Source organism: Hydrogenophaga sp. (assembly GCF_030656115.1).
Taxonomy (GTDB): domain Bacteria; phylum Pseudomonadota; class Gammaproteobacteria; order Burkholderiales; family Burkholderiaceae_C; genus Hydrogenophaga.
The window spans coordinates 21,790-40,861 of the sequence record NZ_JAUSOO010000049.1 but is presented as its reverse complement, the minus strand read 5'-3'; the positions used below and the strand labels follow the sequence as shown (position 1 = coordinate 40,861).

Below are 19,072 nucleotides of genomic sequence, written 5' to 3'. Positions count from 1 at the left end.
CAAGTCAGCATCGATGTTCGGGTAGTCCAGAATGGCCTTGGGGTGCACGCCGAGGTTGTTGTTGATGATGAATTCCAGGCGCGCCAGACCCACGCCGCCATTGGGAATCTGGCAAAAGTCGAACGCCAACTGGGGGTTGCCCCCGTTCATCATGATCTTCACGTCCACCTCGGGCATGGTGCCGCGCTGCACTTCGGTGATCTCGGTTTCCAGCAGGCCGTCGTAAATGTGGCCGGTATCGCCCTCGGCGCAGCTCACCGTGACCAGTGTGCCGTCTTTGAGCGACTCGGTGGCGTTCCCGCAACCCACCACAGCCGGAATGCCCAACTCGCGCGCGATGATGGCGGCGTGGCAGGTGCGGCCACCCCGGTTGGTGACGATGGCGCTGGCGCGCTTCATCACCGGTTCCCAGTTCGGGTCGGTCATGTCGGTCACCAGCACGTCACCCGGTTGAACCTTGTCCATCTCGCTGATGTGGCTCACCAGGCGCACGGGGCCAGTGCCCACTTTCTGGCCAATGGCTCGGCCCGAAGCCAGCACAGCACCTTTGCCTTTGAGCTTGTAGCGCACCTCGGTCTTGCCGGCCGACTGGCTCTTCACCGTCTCGGGGCGGGCCTGCAGAATGTAGAGTTGGCCGTCGGTGCCGTCCTTGCCCCACTCAATGTCCATCGGGCGGCCGTAGTGCTGCTCGATCACCATGGCGTAGTGCGCCAGCTGCTCGACGTCGGCGTCGGTCAGGCTGTAGCGGTTGCGCAGTTCGACCGGCACGTCCACCGTCTTGACCAGCTTGCCCTTGAGCGCGCCCTCGTCTGCTTTTTCTTCGGCCGTGGTGAAGGTCATCTGGATCAGCTTGCTGCCCAGGTTGCGGCGGATCAGCGCGCGCTTGCCAGCCTTCAGCATGGGTTTGTGCACGTAGAACTCGTCGGGGTTCACGGCGCCCTGCACCACCGTCTCGCCCAGGCCGTAGCTGGAGGTGATGAAGACCACGTCTTCGAAGCCGGACTCGGTGTCGATGGTGAACATCACGCCAGCCGCACCGGTGTCGGAACGCACCATGCGCTGCACACCGGCGGACAGGGCCACGTCGGCGTGGGCAAAGCCTGTGTGCACGCGGTAGCTGATGGCGCGGTCGGTGTACAGCGAGGCGAACACTTCCTTCATCTTGTGCAGCACTTCGTCGATGCCGTGCACGTTGAGGAAGGTTTCCTGCTGGCCGGCGAAGGAGGCGTCGGGCAGGTCTTCGGCGGTGGCCGATGAGCGCACGGCGAAGGTGGCTTTGTCGTTCTCACCCACCAGCGTGGTGAACGCATCGCGGATGGCTTTTTCCAGATCGGCCGGGAACGGCTGGTTTTCCACCATGGCGCGGATCTCGGCACCGGCCTCGGCCAGCGCGCGCACGTCTTCGGTGTCCAGCGCATCCAGGCGCGCGTTGATGCGCTCGGTCAGGCCGTCAAACTGCAGAAACTCACGAAACGCATGGGCGGTGGTGGCAAAGCCGGTGGGCACTTTCACGCCACTGGGCAGCTGCGAAATCATTTCGCCAAGGCTGGCATTCTTGCCCCCGACAGCGTCAACATCGGTCATCCGCAGATGCTCGAACGGCACGACCAGATCGGTCGGAGAAAACAGGTTGGACATGGAAAAACTCCTCAAGGTTAAAAAACCGGGGGCTCCATGCACCGTGCTTGCGACCTGTGGTTCTGTTGTGGGTCTGGCACCGGGCAAAGGGGCTGAAATCTGGCGGCTGGAACCGGGATAATGGCTTTGGCCGTGATGCGTGATTGTAGGGTGCATGCACCGGACGAGGCTGTGCAAAAACCTGTCCGAACGTGAAAGCCGCTGCGCCACGGTTTGAATTTTTCGCAACCTTTTTTGCCAACCTTTCGCACCAGCACGCCACCACCATGCCCAACCGAACAGTCTTTTTCATCTCAGACGGCACAGGCATCACCGCCGAAACTTTTGGTAACGCGATCCTGGCGCAGTTTGAAACGACTGTGCGGCGGGTCCGTCTGCCGTTCATTGACAGCGTGGACAAGGCCCACCAAGCCATACGGCAAATCAACCACACCGCCGAGGTGGAAGGCAGGCGCCCTCTGGTATTCACCACCGTGGTCAATATGGACGTGCTGCAGGTGGTCAAGGAGCACAGCCAAGGCTTGCTGCTGGATATGTTTGGCACCTTTGTCGAGCCCATGGAACAAGAGCTGGGCCTCAAGTCCAACCACCGCGTTGGGCGGTTTTCGGATGCGTCAAAAAGCCAAGCGTACAACGATCGGATTGAGGCCATCAACTTCTCGCTGGCTCACGACGACGGCCAAAGCCACAAGGACTTGCAAGGCTCTGACGTGATCCTGGTGGGCGTGAGCCGCAGCGGCAAGACCCCCACCTCGCTTTACCTGGCCATGCAGTACGGACTGAAGGCATCGAACTACCCACTGATTCCGGAAGATTTTGAGCGCCGCAAGCTGCCACCCGCATTGGTGCCGCACCGCAAAAAAATCTTTGGCCTCACGATTTCACCCGAGCGGTTGAGCGAAATTCGCAACGAACGGCGTCCCAACTCGCGCTACGCGAGTCTGGAGAACTGCCGCATGGAAATCAGCGAGGCTGAAAGCATGATGCGCCGCGAAAGTATTCGTTGGCTGTCCACCACCACCAAGTCCATCGAAGAGATTGCCACAACCATCTTGCAAGAAATTCAGCCCGATCGGCTGATGTACTGATCCCTGAATCGGTGGTGCTGCGCCTGGCATCGGCCCGCACCCTCCGCAACGGCTGGACAGACCTGCTTTACGGGAGTTCTTTGCCAGCCACCGGCTTCTTTTTGGGCCCCAACCCATGCGCCTGGCGGCCCAGCGCAAACGAAGCAAACAGCTTGACCCACAGCGTCACACCGGCTACGGCGATCCAGTCCTCTGAAGCCAGCGCCTGGAAACCCAGCACAGCCACCAGCAACACCACCAGCACCACCCCACCGATCATGTTGATGGTCATTTCATAGGGTGCGTATTTCTCAGCATTGGCTGGTGGAATGCCTTTCTTGAGAGCCACTTCGGAAAAATCGCGCTTCACCAAAATCCGGTAAGCCCGGCGCAGCCAAAAGAAGCTCACCGGAAACAAGGCCAACAAAAATACCCAGTTGAATATAAATACGCTCGGCAAGTGCATCCGATAAGTCCTTGTTAAAAACAGCCCACAGATGTGCTGTGCGCAAACGGCCTGCTCGACGGGCTGTGCACAACAGACCTGGAAGGCAACCCGTCAAGTACCGGATTGTCCTCCACGAAAAAAGCCCCGCCAGCGAACCAGCGGGGCCCTTTTTTAGACAGGGCGTACAGCTTGCGCCAAACACCCCGTCGATTGCTGCAGCTCAGTGGCCAGCGGCAGCCGAACCAGCACCCTTGGGCACGCGGACCGACTCCACCAACTCTTGGATGTGCTTGGGCACAGGCTTGCCCATTTTGCTCACAATGTAGGCCACCGCAAAGTTCACCATGGCACCCACGGTACCGAAGGCTTCGGGGGTGATCGTGAAGAACGAGTTGGCACCACCGATCAGGTCCAGGTAGTCGGTGCCTTTGATGAAGAAAATGCCTTTGTGTGCAAACACATAAAACAACACCACGAACAGACCAGACAACATACCGGCGATGGCACCCTTGTCGGTGACGGTGCGGCTGAAAATGCCCATCATCAACGCGGGGAAGATCGTGGATGCTGCAATACCGAAGGCCAGCGCCACAGTACCTGCCGCAAAGCCCGGTGGGTTCAGGCCCAGCCAGCCTGCCACGAAAATAGCCACAGCCATGGCAACCTTGCCGGCCATGAGTTCACCCTTTTCACTGATGTCAGGCTTGATGGCGCCTTTGATCAGATCGTGGGAGATGGCCGAGGAAATGGCCAGCAGCAGACCGGCAGCGGTGGACAGCGCAGCGGCCAAACCACCAGCAGCCACCAAGGCGATCACCCAGTTGGGCAGCAGTGCGATTTCCGGGTTGGCCAGCACGATGATGTCGGCGTTCACAGTCAGCTCGTTGCCCTTCCAGCCAGCAGCTTCTGCCTTGCCTTTGGCGGCTTCGTTCTTGGTCTTGTCGTTGTAGTACTGGATACGGCCATCGCCGTTCTTGTCTTCCCACTTCAGCAGGCCGGTTTTTTCCCAGCGCTTCATCCAGTCCGGACGCTGCTCGTAAACCAGGCTGGCTTCGGTGGCGTACAAGTCGCCATTGGCCTTCACAACATCAGGATTCACCTCGATACCATTGACGGTCTGTGTCAGACCCACAGCGCTGTTCACGGTGCCGTGCAGGTTCAACTTGGCCATGGCGCCCACTGCCGGAGCGGTGGTGTACAGCAAAGCAATGAACACCAGTGCCCAACCAGCGGACGAACGGGCGTCAGCCACTTTCGGCACGGTGAAGAAGCGAACGATCACGTGCGGCAGACCGGCGGTACCGATCATGAGCGACACGGTGTAGAAGAACATGTTCAGCATCGAACCGGCGCGGGTCGTGGTGTACTGGCCAAAGCCCAGATCGGTCACCACCTGGTCGAGCTTGGTCAGCAGCGACACGTCGGTGCCGGCCATGCTGGAGCCCAGGCCCAACTGCGGCAGGAAGTTGCCGGTCAGGTTCAGGGAGATGAAGAAAGCAGGCACCAGGTAGGCCGCAATCAACACGCAGTACTGGGCCACCTGGGTGTAGGTGATGCCCTTCATGCCACCGAACACGGCGTAGGCAAACACGATCGCCATACCGATGTAGATGCCCTGCTCACTGGACACGCCCAGGAAGCGCGCAAACGTCACGCCCACACCGGTCATTTGACCAATGATGTAGGTGAGCGACGCCACCAGCAGACACAGCACGGCGACGTTGCGAGCGGCCTTCGAGTAGAAGCGATCGCCAACGAACTCGGGCACGGTGAACTTGCCGAACTTGCGCAGGTACGGCGCCAGCAACATCGCCAGCAGCACGTAACCACCGGTCCAGCCCATCAGGAACACGGCGCCGCCGTAGCCCATGTTGGAGATCAGACCGGCCATGGAGATGAACGAGGCGGCCGACATCCAGTCAGCGGCCGTGGCCATGCCGTTGGTCACGGGGTGCACGCCACCGCCGGCCACGTAAAACTCGGACGTGCTGCCCGCGCGTGCCCAGAAGGCGATGCCGAGGTACAGCGCGAAGCTCAACCCGACGAAAATGTAAATGGTGGTTTGGAGTTCCATGGTGGTCTTCCTTGATCAGTCTTCTTGCATGCCGAACTTGCGGTCGATCTTGCCCATCTGGTTGGCGTACCAGAAGATCAGCGCGATGAACACGTAGATGGAACCCTGTTGGGCAAACCAGAACCCAACGGGGTAGCCGCCGAGCTTGATGTTGTTCAGGGCTTCGGCAAACAGGATACCTGCGCCGTAGGACACGAGAAACCAGATGATCAGCACCTTGGTCAGCAGACCAAGCGTGGCAGACCAGTAGGCCTTTGCGTTGCTATCAGTTGTCATGAAAGCCATCTCCTCAAAGTGATGCTTTTGCAGTTTCGACGGCTTGCGCCGCCACGTTTTGCATGCCGTTCACCGTGAGGTTTCTGGCATTACGGGAGCGACTGTGGAGGCGCTTCCTTACAGCTAAATTGCTGATCAGGGCCCTCCGGTGCGGCCCTAGGGTAAGCCCCTAGCAAATAGATGATCTTCGAGACAAGGACCCGATCGTGCACGGTTAAAAGCACGCGGCAAAAGCCAAAAGGGCTTCGGTTTCCCGAAGCCCTTTTGGCTTTTGACTTTTGGATCGCAGCGCCCCACCCACAGGGCGCGCAGCGCGCCTCAGGCGATAGCGGCTTCAGCCGGCGCAGCCACCACCGGCTGGCGAATCAGGTGGTCAAACGCACTCAGCGCGGCTTTGGCGCCTTCGCCCGCGGCGATCACGATCTGCTTGTACGGCACGGTGGTGCAGTCGCCCGCAGCAAAAACGCCGGACACATTGGTATGGCCCTTCGCGTCCACCACGATTTCACCAAAACGGCTCAACTCAACCGTGCCTTTGAGGAATTCGGTGTTGGGCACCAAGCCAATCTGCACGAACACACCTTCCAGCGGCACGAGATGTTCTTCGCCCGTCGCACGGTCCCTGTACTTCAGGCCGTTGACCTTGCCGTCGGCACCCGTGATTTCGGTGGTCTGCGCGTTCACATGGATGTCCACGTTGGGCAGGCTCTTGAGCTTGCTCACCAAGACCGCATCGGCTTTCAGGGCATCGGCAAATTCAATCAGCGTGACGTGGGCCACCACGCCAGCCAGGTCGATGGCGGCTTCCACGCCCGAGTTGCCGCCACCGATGACCGACACACGCTTGCCTTTGAACAGCGGGCCATCGCAGTGCGGGCAATAGGCCACGCCTTTGTTTTTGTATTCCTGCTCGCCAGGCACGTTGACATTGCGCCAGCGTGCACCCGTGGACAGGATCACGCTGCGCGCTTTCAACACGCCGCCATTGGCCATGTGCACCTGCACCAGTCCACCCGGCTCTTCTGCCGGGATGATCTTGTCGGCGCGCTGCAGGTTCATGATGTCCACCTCGTAGTGGCGCACCTGGGCTTCCAGCGCGGCAGCGAACTTGGGGCCGTCGGTTTCCATCACCGAGATGTAGTTTTCGATGGCCATGGTGTCGTTGGTCTGGCCGCCGAAACGCTCGGCCGCCACACCCACCCGAATACCCTTGCGGGCTGCGTACACCGCAGCAGCCGCACCGGCTGGACCACCCCCAACGATCAACACGTCAAAAGGATCTTTGGCACTGAGCCTGGCGGCATCTCGGTCACCCGCGTTTGTGTCCAGCTTGGCCACGATTTCTTCCACCGTCATGCGGCCGGAGCCGAAGACCTTGCCGTTCAGGAACACCATGGGCACGGCCATGATTTCGCGGTCGTTCACTTCTTGCTGGAATGCACCGCCTTCAATCACCACGGTCTTGACTTTGGGGTTGAAGATGGCCATCAGGGAGAGCGCCTGCACCACGTCAGGGCAGTTGTGACAGGTCAAGGACATGTAGACCTCGAAGCTGAAGTCGCCATCCAGGGCCTTGATGGCATCGATCACGTCGGCCTCGACCTTGGGCGGGTGGCCACCCGTCCACAACAGCGCCAGCACCAACGACGTGAATTCGTGACCCAGCGGCAGGCCCGCAAAACGAACGCCTTGGGTTTCACCGGAACGGGCGACCACGAACGAAGGCTTGCGGACATCGTTGCCCGAGGTGTCCAGCGTGACCTTGTCGGAGAGCGAAACGATGTCGTTCAACAGGCTGCGCATCTCGGCGCCGGTACCGCTGTCGTCCAGCGAAGCGATCAGCTGAATCGGCTGGCGCAGCATGCCGAGGTAGGTTTGGAGCTGGGATTTGAGGGTGGCGTCGAGCATGGTGGACTCCTTGAGAAAGATGGGTATGCGGAACCAATGCCGCTGGTGCATGGGCCGCCCGCTCGTGACGGAAGCCCATAAGGCAGCGGTACTGCCAGAAGAAAAAAGACCAACGAAGGGCAGTTGTTGACCCGGAACGCAGCGGAACCGGCTTGGCCGGACCGCCTGCGTTGCCCCCTGAAAGGGGTGGTGCGCCGCTGGGCGCGGCGCAGGGTGGAACTGTTGCTTCAGATCTTGCCGACGAGTTCCAAAGAAGGAGCGATCGTCTTGGCGCCTTCGTTCCACTTGGCCGGGCACACCTGGCCGGGGTTGGCGGCGGTGTACTGGGCGGCCTTCAGCTTGCGCAGGGTTTCCTTGACGTCGCGGGCGATTTCGTTGGAGTGGATCTCGGCGGTCTTGATGATGCCGTCGGGGTTGATCACGAACGTGCCGCGCAGGGCCAGACCTTCTTCAGGAATGTGCACGCCAAAGGCGTTGGTCAGCGTGTGGGTTGGGTCTCCGACCAGGGGGAACTTGGCTTTGCCCACGGCGGGGGAGGTTTCGTGCCACACCTTGTGCGAGAAGTGCGTGTCGGTCGTGACGATGTAGACCTCGGCGCCGGCTTTCTGGAACTCGGCGTAGTTGTCGGCAGCGTCTTCCACTTCGGTCGGGCAATTGAAGGTGAAGGCGGCCGGCATGAAGATCAGGACCGACCACTTGCCCTTCAGGCTTTCGTCGGAGACTTCGATGAACTTGCCGTTGTGGAAAGCCTGGGTTTTGAAGGGCTGGACTGGGGTATTGATCAGGGACATGGTTTTTCCTTGCTTGGGTTGAGGGGATTCAAGAACGGGCTCGCTGTTCGGCGATGGATAAATCATAGCCCATATCTATTGATTAGGATTATTGATAGTTTCTATCCAATCCATAGATTTTGTTGCTTTGCAACATGCCCAAGACTGTCGCCAGCACAGCACCCGCGGCGGTGTCGCTGTGCCGCGACAGCAGGAGGAGATTGCTCTCAATTTATTGCGAATCGTTCGCATTTGCTATACATTTCAACGTCCTAGCCAGCCACAACGCCGCATGCCGTGCGTCTTAGCCAGCCGAAAACCCGATCGACTGACCACACAACCATGCCCAACCGGAAAAAACGTCTCCAGACCGCCCAGGCCGACAACGCCCTCCCCACCCAGACACCAACGTTCAAAGGCGGCACCGCCAACGCCACCCTGCTCCCGCTGGGTGCCATGCTGCTGGCAGGCTCTGTGAGCGCCATGGCGCAAACCGTGCCAAACGCGTCAGAAAAAACCCTCGCGACCGTGGAAGTGCGTGAACAGATCGAGACGCCTCAGTCCAAAAACAACCTGCGCACCACCGAAAGCACCATCGGCAAAGGCCAGCAAGCGCTGCGAGACATCCCGCAATCGGTCACGGTGATGACGGAAATGCTGCTGAACGACCGCAACCTGGACGATTTCCGTGAGGTGCTGAAAACCACCGCAGGTGTGACCTTTCTGGCCGGTGAAACCGGAGAAGAAGATGTGCGCCTGCGCGGCTTTTCGCTGGGTCAGGCGGGTGATATTTACGTGGATGGGCTGCGCGACGCGCCGCTGATCGAGCGCGACACCTTCAACCACGACCGGGTCGAGATTCTCAAAGGCTCGGCTTCCATGCTGTTTGGCAAAGGGTCCACCGGCGGTGTGGTCAACCAGGTCAGCAAACAACCGTTCTTGATGGACCAGCACGAGGTCAACCTCACAGTGGGCACCGGCAAAGAGGTGCGACTCACAGGCGACTTCAACATCAAGACCGGTGACGACGCCGCGCTGCGCATCAATGCCATGGCCCACGACGCCGACAACCATGGGGCCAAGGTCAACAAAAAAGGCATAGCGCCCACCTACCGCTGGGGCATTGGCCTGAAAGACGAGTTCTCGGTGGGGCTGTACCACCTGGAAACCGATGGTAAGCCGCTCTACAACCACCCTTGGTTCACCGTCAACAACGAAATCGTGCCCACGCTGCCGGCCAAAAACTACTACGGCTTGGCCAGCGACTATTTGAAAACCGAAAGCACCTACGCCAGCTTCAGCCACGTGCACCGTTTCGACCAGAACAGCCAGATCAAAACCCAGGTGCGGCACGGCACCTACGAGCGTGACTTGTGGGCCAGCGTGGTGCGCTTCGGTGCTGGCACCACCATCGACAACCTGAACGATGCCACCGTGGTCACGCGCACACCCAAGGGCCGGGTGGGCACCAGCGACCTGACCCAGATTCAGAGCGACTACACCAACCAGTTTTCGGCGTGGGGCAAAAAGCACAGCCTCATTGCGGGCGTGGACCTGTCTTATGAGGACGCACAACGCAACAACAGCTTTGCGGGCACGCCAAGCGGCCTGACCACCACCGTGGGCACGCCCAACGACGGCGCGGTCAGCACCGTGGTGCGTGGCGAGCCCCCTCTGAACCGGTTCAAGGCCAGCGGCGTGGGTCTGTACCTGCAAGACACAGTGGCCATCACCAGCGAACTCAAATTGCTGGGGGGACTGCGCTACGACAAGTTCAAGGGCTCTTACAGCGACACTGCAGGCAACAGCAAAGAGGTCAGCGAAGGCTTGTGGAGTCCGCGCCTGGGGGTGATGTTCCAACCCAATGCCACCGCTTCGTACTACGCCTCGGCAGGCACCTCGTACAACACCTCGGGCGACACCTACCAGTTTGCGCTGGGCTCGTTTGCGCCCGGCAGCAACAACGACAAGCTGGCCAACACGCCCCCCGAGAAGAGCCGCAACATCGAAATCGGCGGCAAGTTCGAGCTGTTTGAAGACCGTGCCAGCCTGGGTGTGGCCCTGTTCCGTTCCGAGAAATTCAACGAGCGCAACACCGATTCCGACAGCGCTGCAACGCAATACCTGCTCTCGGGCAAACGCCATGCCACCGGCATGGAGTTCAACCTCTCGGGCCGTATCAACCCGAAATGGGACATTTTCTACAACCACACCTGGATTCCCAGCGCCCGCATTGACGAAAGCAACGTGGTGCTCAACGCTGCCGGCACCGGCGCGCAGGTGCAAGGCGACCGCCCAGCCCTCACGCCCAAACACAGCGCCAGCCTGTGGACCACCTACCGCGTCACCCCACGGGTGCGCGTGGGTGCCGGCCTGAATTACCGCGGTGCACAAAACCCCGAAGGCCAGCGCACGCTGGTGGCCAAAAGCTTTGCCACCGCCGACGCGATGGTCGAATACACGGTGTCAGACAGCACCTCGGTCAAGCTCAACGTGACCAACCTCACCGACAAGCTGTACGCCGATTCGCTGTACCGCGGCTTCTATGTGCCAGGCGCTGCACGCAGCGTTCAACTGAGCCTGAAAACCTTGTTCTAAAACGCTCTAACGCGACAATGCCACGGCCTGCACCATGATCCTCGTTCTCAAAAACCTGTTCAGCCCCGAGGAACTCGCTTCGATCCGGTCTGACCTGGGGCCACAAGCGCCCTGGATCTCAGGCGCATCCAGCGCGGGCGGGCAGGCCGTGACCCAAAAAAACAACCAGCAACTGGCCCAAGACAGCGCCTTGGCCAAAGCACTGCAGCAGCGCATCTTGCACGCCGTGCAGGCCGACCCGCTGTTTTTTTCAGCGGCTCTGCCGCACAAAATTTTCAACCCGCTGTTCAACCGCTACAGCGGGGCATCCAACCACTACGGTCCTCACATCGACGGCGCCGTCCTGCATTCCAGGCAAACCGGCGAACGGGTGCGCACCGACCTGTCGTGCACGGTCTTTCTGAACGACCCCGCCGACTACGGCGGCGGCGAACTGACCGTGCACGACACCTACGGCGCCCAAAGCATCAAGCTGCCCGCGGGCCACGCCGTGCTGTACCCCGGGACCAGTCTGCACGAAGTCCGCCCCGTCACCCGAGGGCAGCGCCTGGCCAGCTTTTTCTGGATTCAAAGCATGGTGCGCAGCGACGAGCAGCGCCGCCTGCTGTTTGACCTGGACATGAACCTGCTCAAGCTGCGCCAGCAACACGGTGAAACCGCCGAAACCACGGCACTCACCGGCACGTACCACAACCTGCTGCGCATGTGGGCCGCCGTATGAGCAAATCCGTCAATCCAGGCCCCACAGGTTCGGACTCGACATCAAAGCCCCCCAGCGGCCGCGGCGCCAGCACCCTGCCCCCAGGCTTGGTGAGTCTGTTGGACCACGCGCAGCACGCACAGCGCTTGCTGCCCGATGCGGTGTGTGCCTATTTCAATGGCGGCGCCGCCGACGAAACCACCCTGCACGCCAATGCCCTGGCCTGGCAAACCCTGGAACTGCTGCCCCGTGTGCTACGCCCCCTGGCGGGCGGCCACACGCGGGTACACCTGCTGGGCCGCACACTGGCCCACCCCATGCTGGTGGCGCCCATGGCCTACCAATCTCTGGCCCACCCGCACGGCGAACACGCCACCGCGCTGGCCGCCGCCGCCTTGGGCGCCGGCCTGGTGCTGAGCACCCAGGCCAGCACCCGGCTGGAAGACATCGCCCGCACCTACCTGCCCGACCCCGACCGGGGCCCCTTGTGGTTCCAGTTGTATGCGCAACCCGACCGGGCTTTCACCCACGAACTGGTGCAACGCGCCGCAGCGGCCGGCTTTGAGGCACTGGTGCTGACGGTGGATGCGCCCGTGCAAGGCCTGCGCGAGCGCGAGCGCCGCGCCGGATTTGCCCTGCCCGCTGGGGTGTCTGCCGTCAACCTCGTGGGCATGGAGCAGCCCATCCACCCCCCCTTGCAACCCGGTCAAAGCGCCCTGTTTGACCGCTTGTTGAACCACGCCCCCACCTGGGATGACGTGACGTGGCTGCGCTCCATCAGCCCGCTGCCCCTGCTGCTGAAGGGCATCACCCACCCGGCCGATGCGGTGGAGGCCGTGCGCTGCGGCGCGGCCGGTGTGATCGTGTCCAACCACGGTGGGCGCACGCTGGACACCGTGCCCGCCACCGCCCGGCTGCTGCCACAGGTGGTGCAGGCGGTGCAGGCGGTGCAGGGCAACGTGCCGGTGTTGGTGGACGGCGGCATCCGCCGGGGCACCGATGTGCTCAAAGCCATGGCCCTGGGCGCCTCGGCGGTGCTGGTCGGTCGCCCCATCTTGCACGGACTGACCAACGCCGGCGCCACCGGCGTGGCACACGTGATACGGCTGTTGCGTGATGAACTGGAAATGGCCATGGCGCTGACCGGATGCCGCACGCTGGCAGACGCCCCGCCAGTGGTGACCTGGACAGCGCCGCACACCGCTCATCATCCAAGATGACCATTCCAATGGTTTTTTAAAATTATTACGAATCATTCTCATGTAGAATGATTTGATTTTCAGAACCCACTTTGCAACCGCCTTCCAAGGAACTGCCATGGTGTCTGGTCTCACAATGCTCTTGTTCAGTCTCGCGATCTTGCTCGCAGCCCTTCGATGGGTGCTGCGGCCTGTCGCACCCAAGCGCAGCGATACGCACCACCGCAGGCACTGACTCCGTCTCGTCCCACGCCTAAACTATGACCGCCGCCCGCGCAGACTTTGCGCCTCCCTTCAGCCCCATGCTTGCCACAACGTCGACCGGAACCCAGCGCCGCCTGCTCATTGTTGCAGCGGTCTTGGGTTTGCACGTGGCTGGACTTTGGGCACTGCAAAGCGGCTTGCTGCGCCGTGCCGCTGAGCTGGTGATTCCGGTGCAGATCTTGGCCGACCTGATCGAGGCACCGCAACCCGAGATCACCCCGCTGCCGCCCGCACCGCCCACCGAACAAGCGCGACCCACCAAGCCCAAGCCAACACAGCCCAAGCCTGTCGCGGCGCCAGTGCCACAGCCTGTGGCCATTGCCGACACCACACCGGCCCCCGACGCACCCACAGGCGTCACGGCGCCCGACCCCGCACCACCCGCTTTGCTGGTCGCAGTGAGCGCGCCAGCACCTGCGCCACCCGCCCCACCGGCACCGCCCGCACCACCCCGCATTGAACTGCCGTCCAGCAACGCCGACTACCTGAACAACCCACGCCCACCCTACCCGGCGCTGTCCAAACGCCTGGGCGAACAAGGCAAGGTGGTGGTGCGGGTGTTCATCGAAGCCAATGGCACGGCCTCCCAGGCAGAAATTCGCAGTTCCAGCGGCTACGAGCGGCTGGACCAGACCGCGCTGCAAACGGTTTTGAAATGGCGCTACACCCCCGGCAAACGCAACGGCGTGGCCGAAGGTATGTGGTTCAACGTGCCGATCAGTTTTGTTCTTGAGTAAGTATTTTTCTCCCGGAGTCTGAAACCATGGAAACGCAATTCGCCACCTCGGGCCTCGCCCACGTCTGGACCCAAGGCGACTGGGTCACCCGCACCGTGGCCCTGGTGCTGCTGGCCATGTCGCTGGCCACCTGGGTCATCATCTTGTGGAAGGCGCTTGACCAACGCGCCCAACGCGCACAAGCCAAAGGCGTTGAAGGCTTCTGGCACAGCGCCGACTTTGCCGAGGGCCTGGACAAACTCGGCCAGCCCGATGGCAACCCGTTTCGGGCCGTGGCCATGGAAGGGCGCGAAGCCACACGCCACATCCTGCACAAAGACGGCCACAACGGCTCGCCGCCCCTGCGCCAGTTGCACGACACGCTGGATGTGAGCGACTGGGTGGAGCGCTCGCTGCGCAAAAGCGTGGACGACTTCCAGGCCCGTGCGCAAAGCGGCCTGTCGGTGCTGGCGTCGGTGGCTTCCACCGCGCCGTTTGTGGGCTTGTTCGGCACCGTCTGGGGCATTTACCACGCCCTGCTGGGCATTGGCGCAGCGGGCCAGGTCAGCATTGACCAGGTGGCTGGGCCCATTGGCGAGGCGCTGATCATGACCGCGCTTGGCTTGGTGGTGGCCATTCCGGCGGTCCTGGGCTACAACGCCTTGCTGCGGGGCAACAAGGGCATCATCCACAAGCTCAACCGCTTCGCACACGACCTGCACGCCTACTTTGTCACCGGTGCCCGCGTCACAGCGGGTGGCGACGGCAAGGTGCTGCCCATGAAGAAGGCCTGAACCTTTTAGGACACGACCATGGCCATTGGAACCCAGGAAGACAGCGACGCCATGCTGGGCGAGATCAACATGATCCCGTTCATCGACGTCATGCTGGTGCTGCTCATCATCTTCATCATCACCGTGCCTGTGATCAAACACGCGGTCAACATCGATCTGCCACGCGCCAGCAACGAAAAAGTGCTGGACAAACCGGCGAACATCCGCCTGTCGATCGACGCCGACGGCGCCTACTTCTGGAACGAGCAACGCGTTGAAGATGCCGATTTGAACAACCGGCTGCGCGCAGCCGCAGATCAAACACCGCAGCCCGAGCTGCACATTCGCGGCGACAAAGCGGTGCGCTACGAACGCGTGGCCCTGGCCATGGCCGCCGCGCAAAGCGCTGGTGTGCGCAAAATCGGGTTCATCACCGAGCCCACCGCAACAGGACAGTGAGCCATGCAGCCCGTCGACCCCGAGAGGAAACACAGCGTGAGCCATTTGAACGATACGAACAAACCGTTGGGGGCGACCGCCGAGCAACCGCAGCCGAGCGGATCAACAGCCGCCGCATTGCCCAGCCAGGACCTGCTGCGTGGGCAGAAGACGGTTGTCATCGAGCACAACGGCACCGTGTACCGCCTGCAAAGCACACGGGCCGGCAAGTTGATCCTCACCAAATAAACCGGAACAACCCGAAACCACCGGCGCAAGCAGCGCGCCACCCCTTTTCATCGTGGGGCGACCTGGGGCTTTCATGGGCTCCAGCGTCGTTTTTTTGGCCAGCCAGGAAAGCCTGTTTCAGCGCTTTCGGTAGCCAGCCTTTTTTTCAGGGGCCTGACGCCCCTGCGGCTCACAGGCCGAGTGCGGCAATGCCGGCGCGGGCAATCTGCACGTCTTCGCTCGACTTCACGCCACTCACGCCCACCGCACCGATGCACTGGCCGTCTTTCATGACGGGCACACCGCCCTCCAGCATGCCGGACACAGCGGGTGCACTCAGGAACGACACGCGGCCTTGGTTGATCACATCCTCATATACCTTGCTTTCGCGCTGACCCAGCGCGGCCGTGTGTGCCTTGGCGGGTGCAATATGCGAGGAAATGGCGGGAGCGCCGTCCAGCCGCTGCAGCCACAACAGGTGACCACCGTCGTCCACGATGGCAATCGTCACGGCCCATTTGTTTTGCAGCGCTTCGGCTTCGGCTGCAGCAGCGATTTGTTTGATGTCAGCAAGTTCGAGAACGGCTTTGTTTTTCATGAACTTTTTTCCAGTTTGTTGAGTCGTAAATACGGTAGCAAAAAGCCAAGCTTAAACGCTCAGGCGCAGGGCTTCGACGATACCGCGTGGATTGGGTGCTCTGAGGTCACAAGTGACCTTACGAAAAAAAATGCGCTCTGGTCCATGGGGTCTCGTGCGGTTGCCAGACCCTACAATGTGTCCGCAAGTGTTGTCGGCCCTCGGGCTTGGCAGATGTATGTTTTATCAAGTCAGATGATGAAGGAGATCACCACCATGACCGACCACGTTCAAACCAGCGGCCCTTTTGGCACCACCGTCGCCACGGCCGCCGAGCGCAACAAAGTGATGCGCAACACCTATTGGCTGCTTGCGCTGTCCATGCTGCCCACGGTGCTGGGCGCCTGGATCGGCGTGACCACTGGCATCACCGCCAGCCTGAGTGGCGGCCTGGGCCTGATCGTGTTCCTGGGAGGCGCCTTTGGCTTCATGTTTGCCATTGAGAAAACCAAGAACACCGCGGCTGGCGTGCCGGTGCTGCTGGCATTCACCTTTTTCATGGGTCTCATGCTCTCGCGCATGCTGGCCGGGGTGCTGGGCTTCAGCAACGGATCCAGCCTGATCATGACCGCCTTCGGCGGTACCGCAGGCGTGTTCTTCGTCATGGCCAATCTCTCCACAGTGATCAAGCGCGATCTGTCGGGCATGAGCAAATGGCTGTTTGTGGGCGCTCTGGCCATCATGGTGGGTGCCATTGTCAACGTGTTCGTGGGCAGCACCGCTGGCATGGCCGCCATTGCCACCCTGGCCATCATCGTTTTCAGCCTGTACCTGCTGTACGACCTGAAGCGCATCGTGGACGGCGGCGAAACCAACTACATCAGCGCCACGCTGGGCCTGTACCTGAGTTTGTTCAACATTTTCCAGAGCCTGCTGGCCCTGTTGGGCATCTTTGGCGGCGAGCGCGACTGAACGGCTGGCCAAGGATCAAGATTTCCCCCCTCAAAAAAGGACCTTCGGGTCCTTTTTTGTGCTCCAAGCAAACGCAGGTGACGTGGTGAGCCTGCGCTTGCCGTTGCTTGGTGGTCATGCGTCGACAGTCCGGCGATCGTCCAGCTCGAACACCGCCATGCTCTCCACGTGCGCCGTGTGCGGGAACATATTGACCACACCCGCCGCCACACAGCGGTAACCCGCCTGATGCACCAGCAACCCCGCGTCGCGAGCGAGTGTGGCGGGGTTGCAGCTGACATACACAATGCGCTTCGGGGGCCTCCAGCCGCCACGCAGTTCGGGCTGCAAATGCAGATCGGCCAGTGCCTTGGCCAGGGCAAAGGCGCCTTCGCGCGGTGGATCCACCAGCCATTTATCTGCAGTCCCGTCGGCCACCAGCAAGCCCGGCGTCATGTCAAACAGGTTGCGTGCCACAAAGGCGGTGGGTGCCAGCGGCGCCTCTCGCCCAGCCTGGTTGCCCGCCAGGTTCTCGCGCGAACGCGCCACCAGCGCTTCACTGCCTTCAATACCCAGCACCTCACCGGCCTGGGTGGCGATGGGCAGCGTGAAATTGCCGAGTCCACAGAACCAGTCGATCACGCGCTCGTGCTTTTGCGCGTCGAGCAAGCGCAACGAACGCGCCACCAGCACGCGGTTGATGTGGGGGTTGACCTGGGTGAAATCGGTGGGCTTAAACGGCATGGTGATGCCGAATTCGGGCAAGCGGTAGCACAACGCCGGGCCGGTCTCGTCAAGCAGCTTCACCGTGTCGGGGCCTTTGGCCTGCAACCACCACTGCACGCCGTGTTGTGCGCCAAAAGCCCGCAGACGGGTCAGGTCGTCGTCGGACAAGGGTTCCAAATGGCGCAGCACCAGCGCGGTCACATCGTCGCCACAAGCCAGTTCAATTTGGGGGCAGGTTTCACGGGCATCCATGCCAAAAATCAGATCGCGCAGCGGCATCAGCATCGCGCTGACGTGCGGCGGCAGCACATGGCACACCTTCATGTCGGCCACGTAGCGGCTCTTGCGCTCGTGAAAACCGATCAACACCTCGCCCTTCTTGTGCACGAAACGCACCGACAGCCGCGCGCGGTAGCGGTAGCCCCAGGCCGGGCCTTCAATGGGACGCAGCAGGGTTTCGGCCTTGACCTTGCCCAGATGCCAGAGGTTGTCTTCCAGCACGCGCTGCTTCACCGCGACCTGCGCGGTTTCGTGCAGGTGTTGCATTTTGCAACCCCCACAGGCGCCCGCATGCAGGCCGAAGTGGGGGCATCCAGGCCGCACGCGTTGTGCCGATTCGCGGTGGATGGCGGTGACGGTGCCCGCTTCCCAGTTGTTTTTTTTGCGATGGATGTTGACGCTGACGACTTCAAACGGCAGCGCGCCTTCAATGAAGACGACTTTGCCATCGGGTCGGCGGGCGATGCCCTGGGCGTCGATATCCAGAGATTCCACCGCGAGCCAACCTTGGGGCAGTTCTTCGGCGGGGGTGGCCTGCGGGTTGTCGCTGGCGGTGGTGAGGAGGCTGTTTTCGTGAAGGGTGGAGGCTGTCATTCCCTGATTGTCTCAGAGGCCCCGTGCTTTGAAGTACCTCAGACCCAGGCTTTAAGGTACTCGTCCCAATGGCTTTCGGTGGGTGCAAGTTGGCCCAGGGTGTCTTTCACCAGCGCCATTTCCTGTTCGTACTCGGCCTCGGTCAGGCCACCGCGCATCTTCTGGAAACGGCAATACACCAGGTAGGTGTTCATCACGTCGGTCTCGCAGTAGCGCCGGATGTCCTCGGTTTGCCCCGCCAGGTACTGGGCATAGACCTGCGATCCGTCCATACCCAGCTTGCCCGGGAAGCCGCACAGCTTGGCCATGGCGTCCAGCGGCGCGTTGTTCTTCGGGCTGTACATGGCCAGCAAGTCCATCAGGTCCAGGTGGCGCATGTGGTAGCGGCTGATGTAGTTGTTCCACTTGAACTCGCGGTCGTCTTCGCCCATGTCCCAGTATTTGCTGGCCTCCACCCCGTGGCGCAAACCGCGGTAGTGCAGCACCGGCAAGTCGAAACCACTGCCATTCCAGCTGACCAGCTGGGGCATGTGTTTTTCCACCGCATGAAAGAAGGTCTGAACCACCTTGCCTTCACTCTGGTCGTCACGGTCCACAAACGAGTGGATGCGCAAACCTTCCGAGTTTCGAAACACCACGCTGATGCACAGCACCCGCTGCAGGTGCAGCGGCATGAAATCGCTTAGGCCTTTTGCCTGTCGCTCGGCCAGCCAGGCGGCGTAGACCTGCTCGTCGGTGGCTTCAGCGGGCGTGCCGCGCAAAGCCCGAAGGCCGGCGATGTCGGGGATGGACTCGATGTCAAAAACCAGAACCGGCCATCCCATGGTGTTTTTAACCCGCCGTTGCGT

The 19,072-nt window shown here is 61.4% G+C and carries 18 protein-coding genes; 9 read left to right on the top strand and 9 right to left on the bottom strand.

What is annotated here, in order from left to right:
- On the bottom strand, positions 1–1,638 hold a 1,638-nt coding region (gene ppsA / locus Q7J58_RS07090; RefSeq protein ID WP_304825378.1), incomplete at its 3' end, for a phosphoenolpyruvate synthase.
- Positions 1,639–1,904: 266 nt separating this feature from the next.
- Here ppsA and Q7J58_RS07085 point away from each other — a divergent pair.
- Complete coding sequence (locus Q7J58_RS07085) at positions 1,905–2,726, top strand: pyruvate, water dikinase regulatory protein (RefSeq protein WP_304825376.1); 822 nt, start codon at positions 1,905–1,907, stop codon at positions 2,724–2,726.
- Between the two features lie 67 nt (positions 2,727–2,793).
- Here Q7J58_RS07085 and Q7J58_RS07080 read toward each other — a convergent pair whose 3' ends face one another.
- The 5 genes from Q7J58_RS07080 to ahpC all read right to left on the bottom strand — a co-directional run bounded on the left by Q7J58_RS07080 (position 2,794) and on the right by ahpC (position 8,202).
- On the bottom strand, positions 2,794–3,171 hold the full coding sequence (locus tag Q7J58_RS07080) for a hypothetical protein (protein WP_304825373.1): 378 nt from the start codon (positions 3,169–3,171) through the stop codon (positions 2,794–2,796).
- A 202-nt stretch (positions 3,172–3,373) separates the two neighbouring features.
- The gene (locus Q7J58_RS07075; protein ID WP_304825370.1) at positions 3,374–5,227 is read right to left on the bottom strand and encodes a sodium:solute symporter family protein; all 1,854 of its coding nucleotides are present in this window, start codon (positions 5,225–5,227) and stop codon (positions 3,374–3,376) included.
- A 15-nt stretch (positions 5,228–5,242) separates the two neighbouring features.
- Positions 5,243–5,503 carry a DUF4212 domain-containing protein gene (locus Q7J58_RS07070; protein ID WP_304825367.1) on the bottom strand — a complete coding sequence of 87 codons (261 nt, stop codon included), beginning with the start codon at positions 5,501–5,503 and terminating at the stop codon, positions 5,243–5,245.
- 318 nt (positions 5,504–5,821) lie between these two features.
- Complete coding sequence (gene ahpF / locus Q7J58_RS07065) at positions 5,822–7,411, bottom strand: alkyl hydroperoxide reductase subunit F (RefSeq protein ID WP_304825364.1); 1,590 nt, start codon at positions 7,409–7,411, stop codon at positions 5,822–5,824.
- Between the two features lie 227 nt (positions 7,412–7,638).
- Entirely contained in the window at positions 7,639–8,202 is a 564-nt protein-coding gene (ahpC, locus tag Q7J58_RS07060) for an alkyl hydroperoxide reductase subunit C (protein WP_304825362.1), read from the bottom strand.
- A gap of 435 nt (positions 8,203–8,637) precedes the next feature.
- Here ahpC and Q7J58_RS07055 point away from each other — a divergent pair, with 435 nt between their 5' ends.
- The 7 genes from Q7J58_RS07055 to Q7J58_RS07025 all read left to right on the top strand — a co-directional run bounded on the left by Q7J58_RS07055 (position 8,638) and on the right by Q7J58_RS07025 (position 15,118).
- Positions 8,638–10,779, top strand: coding sequence for a TonB-dependent siderophore receptor (locus Q7J58_RS07055; RefSeq protein WP_304825390.1), 2,142 nt, complete (start codon positions 8,638–8,640; stop codon positions 10,777–10,779).
- 34 nt (positions 10,780–10,813) lie between these two features.
- Complete coding sequence (locus Q7J58_RS07050; protein ID WP_304825359.1) at positions 10,814–11,500, top strand: Fe2+-dependent dioxygenase; 687 nt, start codon at positions 10,814–10,816, stop codon at positions 11,498–11,500.
- Complete coding sequence (locus Q7J58_RS07045; RefSeq protein ID WP_304825356.1) at positions 11,497–12,699, top strand: alpha-hydroxy acid oxidase; 1,203 nt, start codon at positions 11,497–11,499, stop codon at positions 12,697–12,699. Before Q7J58_RS07050 ends, Q7J58_RS07045 begins: the two co-directional genes overlap by 4 nt.
- Positions 12,700–12,980: 281 nt before the next feature.
- Positions 12,981–13,679, top strand: a complete 699-nt coding sequence (locus Q7J58_RS07040) for an energy transducer TonB (protein ID WP_304825353.1) — start codon at positions 12,981–12,983, stop codon at positions 13,677–13,679.
- A 26-nt stretch (positions 13,680–13,705) separates the two neighbouring features.
- On the top strand, positions 13,706–14,452 hold the full coding sequence (locus Q7J58_RS07035) for a MotA/TolQ/ExbB proton channel family protein (protein ID WP_304825350.1): 747 nt from the start codon (positions 13,706–13,708) through the stop codon (positions 14,450–14,452).
- Positions 14,453–14,470: 18 nt separating this feature from the next.
- Positions 14,471–14,890, top strand: a complete 420-nt coding sequence (locus Q7J58_RS07030; protein WP_304825347.1) for a biopolymer transporter ExbD — start codon at positions 14,471–14,473, stop codon at positions 14,888–14,890.
- A gap of 3 nt (positions 14,891–14,893) precedes the next feature.
- Positions 14,894–15,118, top strand: a complete 225-nt coding sequence (locus tag Q7J58_RS07025) for a hemin uptake protein HemP (RefSeq protein ID WP_304825344.1) — start codon at positions 14,894–14,896, stop codon at positions 15,116–15,118.
- A gap of 169 nt (positions 15,119–15,287) precedes the next feature.
- On the opposite strand, the gene Q7J58_RS07020 is transcribed toward Q7J58_RS07025, so the two are convergent.
- On the bottom strand, positions 15,288–15,695 hold the full coding sequence (locus tag Q7J58_RS07020) for a heme-binding protein (RefSeq protein ID WP_304825342.1): 408 nt from the start codon (positions 15,693–15,695) through the stop codon (positions 15,288–15,290).
- A gap of 255 nt (positions 15,696–15,950) precedes the next feature.
- Between Q7J58_RS07020 and Q7J58_RS07015 the strand changes: the two genes are divergently transcribed.
- Positions 15,951–16,646: a Bax inhibitor-1/YccA family protein gene (locus tag Q7J58_RS07015; RefSeq protein WP_304825339.1), complete on the top strand. Its 696-nt coding sequence runs from the start codon at positions 15,951–15,953 to the stop codon at positions 16,644–16,646.
- Between the two features lie 114 nt (positions 16,647–16,760).
- Here the strand turns inward: Q7J58_RS07015 and rlmD are convergent, their stop codons facing one another.
- Positions 16,761–18,224 (bottom strand): 23S rRNA (uracil(1939)-C(5))-methyltransferase RlmD, encoded by a 1,464-nt coding sequence (rlmD, locus tag Q7J58_RS07010; protein ID WP_304825338.1) that lies wholly within the window; start codon positions 18,222–18,224, stop codon positions 16,761–16,763.
- Positions 18,225–18,262: 38 nt separating this feature from the next.
- A complete protein-coding gene (locus Q7J58_RS07005; RefSeq protein WP_304825336.1) occupies positions 18,263–19,048 on the bottom strand; it encodes a 3'-5' exonuclease in 786 nt (261 codons plus the stop codon).
- Positions 19,049–19,072 lie beyond the last annotated feature (24 nt).